The 15,066-nt window shown below is 63.1% G+C and carries 9 protein-coding genes and 2 pseudogenes; 1 reads left to right on the top strand and 10 read right to left on the bottom strand.

The window, feature by feature from the left end:
* Nucleotides 1-86 precede the first annotated feature (86 nt).
* From JUB11_RS28620 to JUB11_RS28595, 6 genes are all read right to left on the bottom strand, one after another.
* Nucleotides 87-665 (bottom strand): hypothetical protein, encoded by a 579-nt coding sequence (locus JUB11_RS28620; RefSeq protein WP_207462212.1) that lies wholly within the window; start codon nt 663-665, stop codon nt 87-89.
* Nucleotides 666-828: 163 nt separating this feature from the next.
* The gene (locus JUB11_RS28615) at nt 829-3,417 is read right to left on the bottom strand and encodes an HWE histidine kinase domain-containing protein (protein WP_207462211.1); all 2,589 of its coding nucleotides are present in this window, start codon (nt 3,415-3,417) and stop codon (nt 829-831) included.
* Nucleotides 3,418-3,820: 403 nt separating this feature from the next.
* Nucleotides 3,821-5,515 carry a methyl-accepting chemotaxis protein gene (locus JUB11_RS28610; protein ID WP_207462210.1) on the bottom strand — a complete coding sequence of 565 codons (1,695 nt, stop codon included), beginning with the start codon at nt 5,513-5,515 and terminating at the stop codon, nt 3,821-3,823.
* Between the two features lie 468 nt (nt 5,516-5,983).
* Nucleotides 5,984-6,466 carry a tyrosine-type recombinase/integrase gene (locus JUB11_RS28605; RefSeq protein ID WP_282189197.1) on the bottom strand — a complete coding sequence of 161 codons (483 nt, stop codon included), beginning with the start codon at nt 6,464-6,466 and terminating at the stop codon, nt 5,984-5,986.
* Nucleotides 6,467-6,475: 9 nt separating this feature from the next.
* Nucleotides 6,476-6,961 carry a site-specific integrase gene (locus JUB11_RS28600; protein ID WP_207462208.1) on the bottom strand — a complete coding sequence of 162 codons (486 nt, stop codon included), beginning with the start codon at nt 6,959-6,961 and terminating at the stop codon, nt 6,476-6,478.
* The gene (locus JUB11_RS28595; RefSeq protein ID WP_207462207.1) at nt 6,954-7,139 is read right to left on the bottom strand and encodes a hypothetical protein; all 186 of its coding nucleotides are present in this window, start codon (nt 7,137-7,139) and stop codon (nt 6,954-6,956) included. Before JUB11_RS28595 ends, JUB11_RS28600 begins: the two co-directional genes overlap by 8 nt.
* 396 nt (nt 7,140-7,535) lie before the next feature.
* Here JUB11_RS28595 and JUB11_RS28590 point away from each other — a divergent pair, with 396 nt between their 5' ends.
* Nucleotides 7,536-10,826: a PAS domain S-box protein gene (locus JUB11_RS28590; protein ID WP_207462206.1), complete on the top strand. Its 3,291-nt coding sequence runs from the start codon at nt 7,536-7,538 to the stop codon at nt 10,824-10,826.
* A 67-nt stretch (nt 10,827-10,893) separates the two neighbouring features.
* Here JUB11_RS28590 and JUB11_RS28585 read toward each other — a convergent pair whose 3' ends face one another.
* The 4 genes and pseudogenes from JUB11_RS28585 to JUB11_RS28570 form a co-directional block, all read right to left on the bottom strand.
* The gene (locus JUB11_RS28585) at nt 10,894-11,862 is read right to left on the bottom strand and encodes an IS5 family transposase (protein ID WP_207462205.1); all 969 of its coding nucleotides are present in this window, start codon (nt 11,860-11,862) and stop codon (nt 10,894-10,896) included.
* 73 nt (nt 11,863-11,935) lie between these two features.
* A pseudogene (locus JUB11_RS28580) lies at nt 11,936-12,541 on the bottom strand (IS5 family transposase); the annotation flags it as partial.
* An 87-nt stretch (nt 12,542-12,628) separates the two neighbouring features.
* The gene (locus JUB11_RS28575; RefSeq protein ID WP_247887388.1) at nt 12,629-13,573 is read right to left on the bottom strand and encodes an SDR family oxidoreductase; all 945 of its coding nucleotides are present in this window, start codon (nt 13,571-13,573) and stop codon (nt 12,629-12,631) included.
* A 520-nt stretch (nt 13,574-14,093) separates the two neighbouring features.
* Nucleotides 14,094-14,836, bottom strand: a pseudogene (locus tag JUB11_RS28570) (IS5 family transposase).
* Between the last annotated feature and the right edge of the window lie 230 nt (nt 14,837-15,066).

Genomic DNA, 15,066 nt, shown 5'->3' with positions numbered 1-15,066 from the left:
TTCGGTTGACAACTTCTGGTTCACATTCGGCTCGTTCATCGGACTCCCATATGGGTTGTCCGGTGTCCAACATCACCGACGGCAGATCAGAAACGGATGCCGAGGATGTCCTCGGCCCGCAACTGCTCGATCAGGCGCAAGGCCTCGGCGAACTGCGGCGCAGTGGTTGAAGGGGTGAGGGCCGGGCCCATGTTCAGACCGTTCATGCTTTTGACCGTCAGCCTAAGCGTTTCGTCGGCCGGCGCGCCGGAGGTTAGCATGGCGATCAGCTCGTTCGGCGGCAGGGGCGCCAGCATTGTCCGCGCATACTGCTCGCCGCGAACCGGGTTGTAGGTTATGGTCGGGCGGTTGCTGAAGGTACCGCCGCGGTTGGCGGCGATATCGTTGCCCAGCCAGTAGCCGTTCTGGAACAGGTTCGTGCCGAAATCAGCCCGCCCCTCGAAGGAATAACCGGCAACAATCTGGCTGACCTGCATGAGGGTGGGCGTGTCGCCGAAACGGAGCCGAACGATGTTAAGCAGCATCTCCCGTTTGGCGGTTTCGGCCAGCGCCAGCCCGTAATCGATCCTTTCCTGGTTCAGGGATGCCGGCCCGAGCCCGCTGCAGGAGGCGGTCAGGAAGGCGCCCAGGCAACCAGCCATTTGTAGACGCGCGCGGAGATGCATGGAAAGTTTGTGGTGGTTTCCGGGCTGAAGGCGGCTTTTCAGCCCCACAGCGGTGTGGTCTGAGCAACCGCCATCAAATCGCAGACACCGTCATGAACCTGATGCATTCGGAAAGCGCCGCTTCAGATAGGTTCACCCACCTGAGGCGGCGCTGTCTATTTCATCACATCGAAGCGGGTGCAAGTTTTCCCATTGCCTGAGCGAGTGCGTTTTCATCGTAAGGTTTAGTCAGAAGGGGAGCCGTCCGGAAGCGCTCCGGTATTGCAACACTTTCGAGGTAGCCGGTGGCGAACAGAAACGGGCGCTTAGCGGACACAAGTTCGTCGGCAATGCGAAAGCTCGTCTCGCCGGACAAGTTGATGTCGAGGACCGCCATGTCGAACAGCTGGACGGCGAGAAGACGTAAGGCAGCCGCCACGGTTCCCACGACCTCCACCTCCGCTCCTGCCTTCTGCAGCATCGCCTGGGCATCAAGCGCGATCATCATGCTGTCTTCGACCAATAGCAAACTGCGACCATGCAGCGACAGGGGTGCTGGCGGAGCGACACTCGCCGGCCGTGGTACCTTATGCACAGTCCTGTCCTCGCTCACGTGGGCGGCCGGGATCAGGAATTGGGCATGAACGCCCTCAAACTGGTATGCGACCGCAGCCTCGCCCCGGAGTTCGAAAGGGATGGTCCGTTCGATGACAATCGAGCCGAAGCCTCGCCGCTGCGGTGCCTGGACCACTGGACCGCCACTCTCCCGCCATTCGATCCGGAGGGCGCCTTCGCCGGTGAGAGTCCACCCTACATGCAGGCGGCCGAGCTCGCTGCTGAGCGCTCCATACTTGGCCGCGTTGGTCATCATCTCGTGAACAACGAGAGCCAACGCCTGGTAAGCTCGCACATCGAGCATCACCGGTGGGCCCTCGAACGCTATCCGGTCCTCCCTGCCAAGGGTCCAGGCCTGGGCTTCGGCTTCCAGCAGACGCACCATGGGAGCCGCTGACCAGCCGATCTGGTGGAATTGGTCATGGGCATGGGCAAGCGCCCGGATGCGGTTTTCCAGTTCGGCTGTGAAGCGCTCGACTGAATCAGCTCCCTGCCCGCTCTGCCGAACGAGGGCGCGGATCAGGGCAAGGATGTTTTTGACCCGATGGTTCAGTTCGGCGATCAGCAGCGTCTGACTTTCCTGCGCGGCCCGCCTTTCCCGCTCGATCAGGTCGCTGCGCCGGAGGATGACCTCGAGCAGCGATACGCGGAGAGCCTCCGCGATCTGCCTCTCGGCCGGGCGCCAAGGTGCTGAACGGCCGCGGACCGTCTCCTGCCACGCGGCGAAACTCTTGCGTGGGCTGAGACGCACGCCATCGGGGGACGGCGTCGCCGGTTTGGTCGGGTCACCGCCCCAGGTGACCGTCTGCACAAGCTCCCGGCGGAAGAGAAGCAAATAGTCTCTCGGCGTGCGCGAGAAGGGAATGGCGATCAAGCCGCTGACGTTGGCCGCATAAGCCTGCGCGGCCGGCAGGTTCCGGCTCAACTCGCTGGTCACGAAGGGCTGCCGCGAGTTGCCAAGGCTGAGGAACTGGATGAGGCTGGGTATAGCTTCCTCTGGCGGGGTGACACCAAAACCGGTGAAGCGTTCGTCGTTCCACACCCCGATCCCGTCACAGGCGATGATCTCGTTCAACGTGTCGGCGAACAGGGTCAGGTTGTCGAAGATTGTCTCCTCCGGAGACATGGCAGCAAGCAGCCGGTCGTGAGCCGCATGGGCTCGCGCGACGAAGCTCAGTTCCTCCTGCTGTTCCTTGGTTTCGATCTGAATCGAAAGTATCTGCCCAAACAGCTCCGCCGCAGCGCAGAGGGACGCGGAGACATGGTGAGGCGCCTGATGGTGGCAGGCAATCAACCCCCATAGCTCGTCCCCCTGCATGAGCGACACAGTCATACTCGCCCGCACGCCCATATTGTGAAGGTATTCGATATGGATGGGCGATACGCTGCGCAGGGAAGCGAGGCTGAGATCCACCGGACCACCGTCGTGCCTGCGGTCGGGAACAAGCTGCGACGGCTCGTAGGCCGTGTCTGGGATCAGCCGTAACCATTGCCGCTTGTAGAGCGCCCGCGCCTGCGCTGGAATGTCGGAGGCCGGATAGCGGAGCCCCAGATAAGGCTCCACACCCGATCGCACGGCTTCCGCCACGACCTGCCCTGAGCCGTCCTCAAGAAACTTGTAGATCATCACCCGGTCGTAGCCGGTGACGGCGCGCATCTGCTGGGCTGCAAGCTTTAGGAACCCATCCAGGTTCGGCGCGCGCTTCAGCCGTCCGATCATTCCCTTGACCAGTGTGACAGGATCTAGAACGGCGAGGTCAGTCAGTGCACAGGACACACCTTCAACAATGGCAAGATCGCCGACGACGTGAATGGTCAGGTCGTAGAGGCCCTGACCGGAACCAAGGTCGATGCGCGGTAGCCGCTCCGCGCTTCCAGACATCATGCTGGTTTGCAAGCTGTTGCGCAGGGTGTGCACCGTCTCCCGCGGCCACAGGCAATCCAGGGTCATTCCGATCAACGTCTCCGGGTCGAGGGCCGGGAGATGTATGGCCGCGTTGGCGGACACATGTGCGACCGCCCACTCTGGCAGGCTGCAGGCAAGCAGAAAGCCGTGGGGTTGGATCGCACCGGGAACATGGATCGGTTCGCGCTCACAACTGGTCAGATCGACATCGTTTGGAGAAGATAATTCTGGAGAATCGTGATGCGCGCCCACAAAACATGTCCTTCGATCAGACCGCGCTCGAATGAGCGCCGAAAAAATCGCGTTTACCGCAATCCGGTACGGCGGATGCCGCACGGAATTTACCAAGGCGGAGATCGGATTTGCATAACCATTTTATGGTATCGCATTATCTATAAAAAACATTAAAAATTACCTTTAACCATTGCCGCCATATCGGCGTGTTGGGTCCGATCAGATCTGACATCCCGTTTTGAAAGTCATGGGGCCGGTTCACGGTTCAAAGGTACTTATTGGATTGAGCCTGTTGGGTCCGGACTCTGCGCTACGGGCCGATCATCACCAGCTGGAAGCCCCTGCCGTTTGCAGCGCCCAAGAGCACCCTTGAGAAGAGACCTGCTTTTCCGCAACAGGTCTCCTGCCTTAATCCCCTACATCAAGCGGCCTTGATGGCCAAAAGGAACTGCTCTACGTCGCGCCGTAATGTTTCTGCTTCTCGAGACAATTCACCTGCCGCGCCGAGCACCTGACCTGCAGCTGCGCCGGTTTCCTCCGCCGCCTGTCTCACCTGCGTGACGTTGCCCGACACCTCCTGGGTGCCCTGAGCAGCCTGCTGAACGTTGCGCGAGATCTCACCCGTAGCAGCCCCCTGCTCCTCAATGGCAGCAGCGATCGATGTGGAGATGTCGTTGATGGAGTTGATGGTGCTGCCGATGCTCTGAATGGCTCGCACCGCGCTGCCGGTGCTGTCCTGGATGGAGCCGATCTGAGCGGCGATTTCCTCGGTCGCCTTGGCCGTCTGGCTGGCGAGGGTCTTGACCTCGCTTGCCACCACGGCAAAGCCTTTGCCGGCCTCGCCAGCCCGGGCCGCCTCAATGGTCGCGTTCAGCGCCAGCAGGTTCGTCTTGCTGGCGATATCCTGGATCAAGCTGACCACGTCGCCAATCTTCTGTGCCGCATTGGCCAAACCAGATACGGTGCTGTTGGTCTGCGCCGCCTGCTCGACCGCCTGTCCGGCGATGGTGGTCGAGCGGGTGACCTGAAGGCCAATCTCCTGAATGGAAGCGGCCATCTCCTCGGCCGCGGTGGCGACGGTCTGGACATTGGCGGAAGTCAGATCCGCCGCGGAAGCCGCCGCTCCAGCCTGGCTGTTTGTTTGCTGAGCGATGGTCGCCATGCTCTGCGCAGTGGCATCCAATTCCGAAGCGGCGGCTGCCACAGTTCTCAACGCTCCCATGGCGGTGCTTTCAAAAGCCTTGATCAACGTGTCTACTTTTTCGGCCCGCGCCGCTTTCGCACGCTGTTCGACTGCCTGCTCATCCTCCAGGCGGCGCTGTGCCAAAGCGCCATCTCGGAACACCTGAAGGGCCCGGGCAAGCACACCCACTTCGTCCTTGCGGTCGGCGCCATTCACCAAAGTGTCCAGATCACCCCGTGCCAGCCTTTCCATCGCCTGCGTCATACCGGTCAGGGGACGAACAACCAGTTGCGTCATCATCCAAACCAACAGGCCGAGAGCGACCACGGTGCCGATGCCCGAGACTTCAAGGAGCATTGTTTTCATTGAGCTGGCCAACTCGGTCATCGCATGCTGGGCGGCATTCATGTCCCGCTTATTAGCCAGAACGCGCGCCTCCATCGTTTCAACGATTTTGCGCCGAATCGCACGTCCTTCGCTGCTGGAGAGTTCGTAAGCCCCGCTGTCATCGTTCTGCTGAGCACGGACCAAGACGTTCCGAGTGACGGCATCATAGGCGGTCACCAGATCTTTGATGCCTTGATTGATGCTGCGGCGTTCGGATGTATCGGCCATTGCAATCAGCGTCTCAGCGTGCGCTTTAGCCTCTGCAATGCTCTTTTCGTAGCTATCTATGTATGCCCGAATGTCTTTGGCATCGTTATCGAGAATGGCATTCTTCTCGCTGACGGCGGCATTGTTCAAAGCCGCTTGAATCGCCAGTGACAACTCCAGGCGGCGAGCCGTCTGATCAGCCATAGCCTCTTCTGACTGGGTCAGCTGATTAAGGCCGGAATGGGCCGTCCACACGACGGCACCAAGCGCGATGAGGAGCAGCGCAATAGGCAGCGCGATCTTCTTCACAAGGGAAAGGTTTGTGAGCCACGCAATCATCCCACATCTCCTCGGAGGCTAGTTTCCTTTCGATACGGTCCCAAAATGCATACGGATTACAAATAACATAAATTTAATACTGCTAAAATTTTATGCATTTGCCCTTTTCGATTGCGCATTCATCATTTTTTCCCCGTTATCAAAACCTCTCCCATGATGGCCTGAAGCGCACCAACGGCTTCTCTGACTACGCCAAGAGGATTCGGTAGTGCTGCCGTAGTGGCACTTCTTCAGCAGCGACACCGGCTTGTGTGCACGGCATTGTGTCAAGCGCTGAGACCAGCCCCGTATCGCTCAGGCACGAGACTGTGTGGTTGTGTGAATCGGCGCGGAAACGTGCTTCGTACCAAGGCATAAGCAGGCCAGCATCATTGTGCTGTTGGGATTTATCCTCAGATCCCTGGTCTCAGGATGAGCTGCCAGCCGTCAGCACGTCTGGGCGTTCATCAGGAGCATGACGGACAGTCCTTAGGACCGGTTTTGCAGGGTGGCGAGCTTGCGGGCGGCGCCGCGGCGGGCGAGCAGGCGCTCCCCGTAGCGGGCCACCCATCCGGCACTCTTCCAGGATCCCGCCTGCATCACCTCGGGCAGCTCCAGCCCGGCGGCGAGTATGTCCTGGCAGGTGCCGACCCGGGTGGAGTGTGCCAACGGTCGCAAGGGAGCCAGCCCGGCGGCCTGCACCAGCCGGTGGAAAGGCCGCGACCCCTCCTGGTCCTGCAGGGGGCGGCCGGGCGGGCCGGCCTTGTTGAGGGCGCGAAACAGGGCGCCGTCGGCGATTCCCGCGGCCTCGAAGTAGGCATCCACCCGGCGCAGGGTGTCGCCGGCGAGATACTTTACAGATCCCTCGCCGGCGGTGTCGGTCTTCGACTGCCGCACCAGGATGGTGGCGCTGCCGTTAGGCGCGCGGACGAAATCCCCAAGCCTCAGACCCACCAGCTCACTTCTTCTCAAGAAGTATCGTTAGGCGACGGCAAGCAGGGCGGCGTCGCGCCGGTCGATCGGGCGGCCGCCGGCGTCGGCGGCCTGCAGCATACGGTCAACGGCGGCGCGCACCAGCGGATCGGCCTGGGCTTGGCGGCTGCCCTTGGCGCGGTGCATGCGCTCGACCGCCAGCCGCACGACCTCGGCCTTGGTGGGGTCCGGGACACCGGCGGTGCGGTGCAGGGTGACGATTGAGGCGCGGTAGCGCCGCACAGTGGTCGGGGCCTTGGTGGCCGCCATGGCGTCGACGAACGCGGCGACCATCTCCGGGCTCGCCGGCAGCGGATCCCGCCGCTCGGCCGCGCACTTGGCGCTGAAGATCCGGAGGTCGGCGAGCAGGGCGCGGCGGGTGTTGTCGGCGAGGGCGCCCTCGGCGGCCTGGGCGTAGGCGCGCAGCCGGTCAGCGAGGTCAGGGGTGGGGAGCGCGCCGGCCTCGAGGAGCGCCGGCAGGGTCGTGTCAGTCACCGCTCGGGAGCCGGGCAGCGCGCAGCCGGTCGATCTCGTCGCAGGCGCGCTCGTACCAGGCGGTGACGCGGGCGAGGTCGTCGGCGACGGCCGGCTGCCCGGCCGTCTGGTAATGGAGGTAGAGGCGGCGGGCGGCGGCGAAGCCGGCGCGATGATCGGTGTCGGCGTGGTCGGTCACGGGAGGGCTCGGCGAGGATCGGGGCGGCGCCGAGGATGCCGGGCCGCCCGCTCGGCCGTCAACCGGGATCATCACCGATAACATTCGATAACAACCGGGCCCCCTGCTCTTGGGCTGTGGCCTCCCTGTAGCCGACCTGGAGGCGCCGTCAGACCGCGAGGCGTGCAAGGAAATCCTAGGCCAGGATCCCTGATGTGACGATGGTCCACATGTTGCAGGACATCCTCATCCGCAATGGCGCGGACTGGAGCTTTGCCAAATGACGGTCTGGATGCCGGGACCGCTGAAAGAACGCAGCCATGCAGGTATTGTCCCGCCGCCATAGCGCTTGGCGCGGGCGACGCCGGACACCTCATCCCGGCGCCACACACGAGTTTGAAGGAACGGAGCGAGCGCGTGACGGATCGGACGGCGAGCATAGAAACCTTAAAGGCCATTGAGGCGGACATCGCGCGATTGCAGGGCGAAGCAGCGCGCCAACGTACGCGTCTGGGACTGCCCTCTGATGTGTTTAAACCGTCCGAAGTCAACGGGGCGCTCGCCATCGTACAAAGCGCCAGTGAGCATGCCATCGTCACCCTCGACCTGGGCGGCCGAATCACCGGCTGGAACCTTGGCGCGGTCAACAACCTGGGCTGGAACGAAGGGGAGGTGCTCGGCCGAGATGCCGGCAAGCTGATCTTCACGCCGGAGGACCAAGCTAACGGCCAGCCCGAGCGGGAGATGGCCCTGGCCCGGACTGAGGGCCATGCCACCGACGAGCGATGGCATATACGCAAGGACGGTCTTTTTTTCGCGCAAGGCGAGATGACCCCGTTGCTCAATCCCGAGGGCTCCCAAGTCGGCTACGTCAAAGTTTTCCGTGATCGCACCGCGCAACGGCTCGCCGAAGACGCAGCCCGGGAGGCGGCGACGGAGCTGCGCCAGCTCACTGACGCTCTCCCTGTTCTGGTCGCCATCGTCGGGCCGGATCATCGCTACCGCTTCGTCAACCACCATTACGAGACCTGGTTCGGCGTGCCGCGCGAGCGGGTGATCGGGATGCACGCACGTGACTTGGTCGGCGAGACCGCTTACCAGGCCCGTCTCGCTCAGATAGAGCGCGCCTTGGCCGGTGAGACGGTGGAGTACGAGGGGTACCTTCCGGACCGAAATGGCGAAAAGCGGGCGTGCCACATCCTCTACATTCCGCGACGCACCGCCGACGGCAGCGTCGACGGGTTCTACGTCCAGGTCATGGACATCACTGAGCGCAAACGGGCCGTCGAAGCGACGCGGCGAGCAGACGAGCGCATCCGGCTTGCGCTGGACTCCGGCGCGGTGGTCGGCACCTGGGTTTGGGACGTGCCGGAGGACCGCTTTACCAGCGACGCCCGCTTCGCCCGCACCTTCTCCCTCGACCCGGCGGCGATGGAGCGTGGCGTGCGGCTGGCTGATGTCGTGCAGTCGATCCATCCTGACGATGAGCCCCGCGTGCAAGGGCTCATCGCTCGGGCCTTGCAAGACGGTGGCCCCTACAGCGCCGAATACCGGGTTCGGCAGCTCGACGGCAGCTATCACTGGATCGAGGCGAACGGTCATGTCACCCACGATGACGGCGGCCGCCCCATACGCTTTCCCGGCGTGCTGGTAAACATCGACCAGCGCAAAAGGGTGGAGGAGAGCCAAACCGCGCTGCTTCATCTTGGTGACCGGCTCCGCATGCTTGATGCGGTGGGAGACATCGCCGCAGCCGCTGCGGAGATCGTTGGAACACGCCTGGAACTGCAGCACACCGGCTACGGTGCCGTCGACCCGTCACAAACTTTCGTGGACGTTGACAGGGATTGGTGCGCGAGCGCCATCCTGCCGAGCGTTGCTGGGCGTCACCGCTTTTCCGATTATGGTTCCCATATCGAAAACCTGAAACGCGGCGAGGTCGTGGCCATCAGCGATGTCGAGCGCGATTCCCGGACAGCCGCTGAAGCAAAGGCTTTAGGGACTTTGGGCATCAAGGCGTTTCTAAACGTCCCCTTGTTAGATCAGAACCGCCTGGTTGGCGTGTTCTTTTTGCACGATGACAAACCCAGAGTTTGGAGCGAGGAAGACGTTATTTTCATCCGAGCGGTTGTCGACCGGACCTGGGTCGCGATGACCAAGGCCGAGGCGGCGCATGCGTTACGACAGCTGAATGATACGCTGGAGCAGCGCGTTGCCGATGCGATCAAAGACCGAGACCGCATATGGAAACTCTCCCGCGATCCGTTCCTGATCGCCGACCGGGAAGGGCATTGGCTGAACGTCAGCCCAGCGTGGGCGGACATTCTTGGTTGGTCGGAGGAAGAGCTGCTGGGACGAACATCCGAATGGATGGAGCATCCGGATGATCGTACAAAGACCAGGCAGGAAATCGGCTTTCTGTCTGATGGAAATACAACACTCAAGTTCGAGAACCGTTTCAGAACCAAGGGCGGCGACTACCGGTGGTTCTCCTGGACGGCTGTTCCGTCAGGGGAAATCCTCTACTGTGTTGCTCGTGACATCACCGAGGCGAAACAGCTGGCGGCGGAAAGAGAGAGCCTGGAAGCGCAACTGCATCAGTCGCAGAAGATGGAGGCGGTCGGCCAGCTGACCGGCGGCATGGCGCACGACTTCAACAATCTGCTGCAGGCGATGTCCGGCTGCCTGCAGCTGGTTGGGCGGCGTGCCGGCCATGTCGCCGGGGTGCAGAAGATCCTCGACTCCGGCCGGCAGGCGGTCGACCGCGGCGCCAGCATGGTTCGCCAGTTGATGGCCTTTTCCCGCCGTCAGAGCCTGCAGCCGGAGCCCTTCGACGTGCGCGACCGGCTGCTCGGCATGCGTGCCTTCCTGGACCGGGCGTTGCGCGCCGACATCCAGCTCGAATTCGACCTGGAAGCCGGACTGTGGCCGGTGATGGCCGATCCGGTGCAGTTTGAGCTTACCGTCCTGAATCTTGCTACCAATGCCCGCGACGCCATTGCGGCGGCCGGTCGGGTCATGATCGGTGCCGGCAATGTGGAGTGCAGGGGTGAGGACGGTCTGAGGGGGGGGTTCGTGCGGGTGTGGGTCCAAGACAGCGGCCAGGGCATCCCGCCGGAGGCGCTCGAGCGAGTGTTCGAGCCGTTTTTCACCACCAAGGCGGTGGGCCAGGGCACCGGTCTCGGCTTGGCACAGGTCTACGGCTTCTGCCGACAGTCGGGCGGCAGCGCCACAGTGGAGAGCGTAGTGGGCCAAGGGACCACGGTGACGCTGCTGCTGCCGCGCGCCGCGGCCGAACCAGCAATCGAGGCGGAGGCCCGGCGGGTGGCGGTAAGCGGCAATGGACTCCGCGTGTTGCTGGTCGAGGATGACCCGGTGGTGGCGCCGGTGATCGTAACGGCCCTGGAGGATCTGGGCTACAGCGTCGCACGCGCCGCAACCGGCGAGGAGGCGCTACGCCGCCTGCAGGAGGGAGAGCCGGTAGACGTGCTGTTCAGCGATGTGGTGATGCCGGGCACAGTGGACGGGATTGCCCTGGCGCAGGCGGCGCGAGAACTGCTGCCCGGTCTGGTGGTGGTGCTGGCCACCGGCTACAGCGAGAATCAGGCCGGAATGGAAGGACTGCCTGTGCTATCCAAACCCTACCGGATTGAGGATCTGGGCACCGTTTTCCAAACGGAGCTGAACCGCAAGAAGCGCCGGCTTTAAGCGGCCACGATGGACTTTGGCGCACAATTCGGCGTGAGGATGCAGTCCGCAGCAGACCAGCCGTTGATCAGGTGACCTTACGGGTAGCCGGCATGCCCAAGCTGGTCATGAAGTTCATGACCTTGCAGCCGACGGCGGCCTCGACCTTCTGGGCAGGCAGAGTCCGAGCGTGCAGGCTGTGCCCGATCACTTGCTTGTAGCGCGTCATCGCTACCTCGCCCAGGGATCGGCGGCCGTACTGAACCGCCTGCTGCCATCCGAGCCGACCACGCTCATTGATCAGCTGGATGTGGCGGTCGCGCGGTGTGCGGGCGCTTGCGATCGTATCGCTCGGCACCGCATTTGAGCGCGGCGGAATGATCATCTCCGCAGTGGGGCTGTGGGCGGTCACGCAGTGATAGACGGGTTCGCCGTCGTCGGCACCGTCCGCCAGCACCGTGCCGATCGGGCGCGGGCTCTGATCGAGCAGCGGACCGACCAGCAAGGCGTCGCCCTCCTCGTTGCTCGCCAATGCCGAGGCGAGGATCTCGCCGGTGCCGGGATCGACCGCCAAGTGCAGCTTCCGCCACGTTCGGCGTGCCGTGCCGCCGCGTTGCTCCAGGTGCCATTCGCCCTTGCCAAAAACCTTCAGTCCGGTGGTATCGATGACCACGGTGACCGGCCCCTCCGTCCTGGCCAGGGCCGAGGCGACCTCCAGATCGGCACTGCACCGGGAGAAGGTCGAGTGATCCGGAACCGGCAATTCCAGGCCGAGCAGGCGCATGAGCGAAACCAGAAAGCCCGCGGTCTGGCGCCACGGTCGGCCAAAAGCGAGGCGCAGCATCAACCCGGCCTCTATAGCGATGTCCGAGTAGCGAGCCGGCCGACCACGCCGGCCCGTCTTGGTCGGCGTCCAGACGGCGATCGCCTCGGGCGTCACCCACACTGCCAAGTTACCGCGCCGGCGTAGTATCGCATCGTAAGCCGACCAGTTCGCCACCCGGTAGCGGGCGCGCGGGATTTTGTGACGACGGGTCTCGTTGGCCTTGTACGGCATCTGGCTCTCAGCTTCAGCGGGACGCCTCTATAGCTGCCGGAACCCTGACATCCCCAGTTTTCGGCGATTTACGCGCCAACGTCGCGCTGACCGGACCGGGGATCTGGTCGAGCAAGGGGTCGACTAGGGTGGCGTCGCCGTCGTCGGTCGTGGTCACCTCTGCAGCCAGAATGTCACAGCTGTCCGGATCGACGGCGAAGTGCAGCTTGCGCCAGCTCCGGCGCGGCTTGCCGCCGTGCTTCTCCAGCTGCCATTCGCCGGCGTCGATCATCTTCAGGCCCGAGCTGTCGATCACCACGGTCACGGGGCCGTTCGGCTGCATCAGCGCGGTCGCCAGCGACAAGCGGGCACTGCGCCGAGCCAGCGTCGTGTAATCGGGAACCGGCAGCTCCAGGCCGAGGATCTGGACGATGGAGTGCAGCAAACCCTCCGTTGCCGCCATGGGCGCCCAAAGGCCAGGCGCAGCATCGCCCCGGCCTTGATGGCAATGTCCGAGTAGGCCTGTGGACGGCCCCTCCGGCCCGTGCCGGTGGGCCTCCACGCGGCGAGTGCTTTGGGCGTCAACCAGAGCGTCAGGCTCCCGCGCTGCCGAAAAGCCCGGTTGCCCTCACCCCGGTTCTCAACCTTGTATTTGGCCTTGGGCTCCGGTGACGTGCGGCTCATTGTGCTTGTACGGCATGCGGGCACTCGGCGGTGAAGCCCGCCTCTATATTCAGCGTGCCGCCCTCCGGCACCACAAACCGGATTTATGCGACAAAGCCTGTTCTTACGGAAAGCCTCCGCCGCCCGACGATCCATAGATCTGCCCGGTGGCAAAGCTACCGTCGTCTGCGGCAAGCTGCACATAAATCCCGGCGAGTTCGACTGGTTGCCCAGCCCGGCCCAGAGGCGTCTCCTTGCCGAAATGCATTAGCTTTTCCTGGGTCGCGCCACCGCTGACCTGCAACGGCGTCCAGATCGGACCAGGCGCCACGCCATTGACGCGAATGCCTCGGGGTGCCAATTGCTTGGCAAGCGACCGGACGTAGTTCGATGTCGCAGCTTTGGTCTGGGCATAGTGGTAAAGCTCGGGCGTTGGATCCGTTGCCTGCTCGGAGGTGGTGCCGATGATCACCGCGCCGGGCTTCAGATGCGGCAGAGCTGCCTTGATGAGCCAGTATGGCGCGTAGATGTTCGTCTTCATCGTCGCGTCGAACTCCTCGCTGGAGAGATCGAGGATCGACTCGCATGCCTGCTGCCGGGCGGCGTTGCTGACGAGAATATCGAGCCCGCCGAGCCCGGCGACTGCATCGGCCACCAGCGTTCGGCAGAATGCCTCGTCCCGCAGGTCGCCAGGAAGGGCAATGGCTTTGCGGCCTTCGGCCTTGATGAGCGCAATCAAGTCGCCGGCGTCCGGCTCCTCGGTCGGAAAATAGTTAATCGCCACGTCGGCTCCCTCCCGCGCGTAAGCGATGGCGGCCGCCCGGCCGATGCCGGAATCGCCGCCAGTGATCAGTGCCTTGCGTCCGGCCAGGCGGCCGGAGCCGCGGTAGCTCGTCTCCCCATGGTCCGGCGGCGGATCCATGTCGCGAGCAAGACCCGGCCAGGGCTGCGACTGGCTCTTGTAGGGGGGCTGCGGGTATTTTGTCCGCGGATCCCGGAGGCCCGGAGCATTCTCGGTGTTCCCGGAGCCGTGGCGTGCCGCCGGTCCCGTCTCATTCCCGTCCATCATCTTCTCCTGATTGGCTGTATCGCGGAAAACCGAGCGGGACGGTCTTTGTTGCCTTTCTGCGTGGCGGGTAGATGACCCAGGTCGAAAAGGTCCGGCATGATGATCCGGAACAGGGAGGCAGAGGCATGCTCGTGGCTGCATCTGCGTCCTACCTGGAAGACACGGAGCGCTGCTCTGGTGCACAGATGCAGAAGATCAGAGTATTGGCGTGGTACTTTGGTCGTCAAGCGGTGCGGACGCCCGGATTCCGTCCTCATCGCCTGCGCCGTCCTTAATTGGATGACCAGCGTCGACATCCCGGTCTCACCCAAGGTCACCGGAAAGCCGGAGAAAGCAGGTAGTTTGCCCGCAGCCCGATTACGCAACAACGCCCCTCAATGCGGCAAGGTCAACTTGGCCTTCAGGGCTGAAACTGCACGCACGCCAATTGGGGCCCAAAGCTCTGCTCCTGCTTTCGTAATAGAACTCTGAGATCAATGATCTTTTGATGCGTCTGTTCCGTACTAGGGTCTGTTGACATTCATCGTGTGTTCAGGACGGCAGCGGCGAGGTGAATGGCGGCGGCAAAACTGGCGTCGGTTTTGTCGTAACGGGTGGCGATCCGCCGGAACTCTTTGATCTTGCAGAAGAAGTTCTCGATCAGGTGGCGCCACTTATACATCTCGCTGTCATGAGGGATGCAGGTGGAGCGGTCAGCTTTTGAGGGAATGACGGCGAGGGCGCCGCGTTCAGCGACCAGGGTGCGAATGGCGTTGCTGTCGAAGGCTTTGTCGGCCAGCAAGGCTTTGAACTCAAGGTTTTCCAGGACGGGTGCAACGCCGACGCTGTCGTGCCGCTGCCCCGGCAGCAGGTCGAAGCGTCCGAGGTTGCCCAGGGCATCGACCACGGCAACGATCTTGGTGGTCAGCCCACCCCGGGAGCGACCGATGGCCTGAGCCTGAGTCCCCCCCGGGCTCCGGTGCCGTGCTGGTGCACCCGGACGATGGTTCCATCGATGATCGCGTACTCGAAGTCCGCATCCGCCGCCAAGGCTGTGAACAGCCGCTCGAACACACCGGCCTTGGCCCACCGGCGAAAGCGTTGGAAGACCGAGTTCCATGAGCCAAACGCCGTTGGCAGGTCACGCCACGGCGCCCCGACCCGGACAATCCAGGGCACCGCTTCGACAAAGCGCCGGTTGTCCACCGCCGAGCGGCCGGGATCTCCGACTTTTCCGGGAAGAAGAGGAGCGATCCGCTCCCATTGATCATCGCGCAATACCATCCGGTCCAAAGCCACCTCCCTGTCGGCAGCTTTGAATCAAATTCCTGCGGCTTTGGGAATCCCCTGCACACCTCAAATGTCAACAGACCCTAGTCCAGAGCTCGGCCCGGCGCGGCTCAATGCGAATCCGGGCGATACTGACCATCTACAGCCCGTTGAGCAGCCCAGCCCATCGGGCTGCTTCACTCTCGGCCAAGCCGGCGAGCCATCGGCCATCATGGCGCGCATAG

Origin of the sequence: Azospirillum sp. SYSU D00513, assembly GCF_017356015.1 — a bacterium.
GTDB lineage: Bacteria > Pseudomonadota > Alphaproteobacteria > Azospirillales > Azospirillaceae > Azospirillum.
The sequence above is the reverse complement of the archived record's forward strand: the minus strand, read 5'-3'. Positions and strand labels throughout refer to the sequence as shown.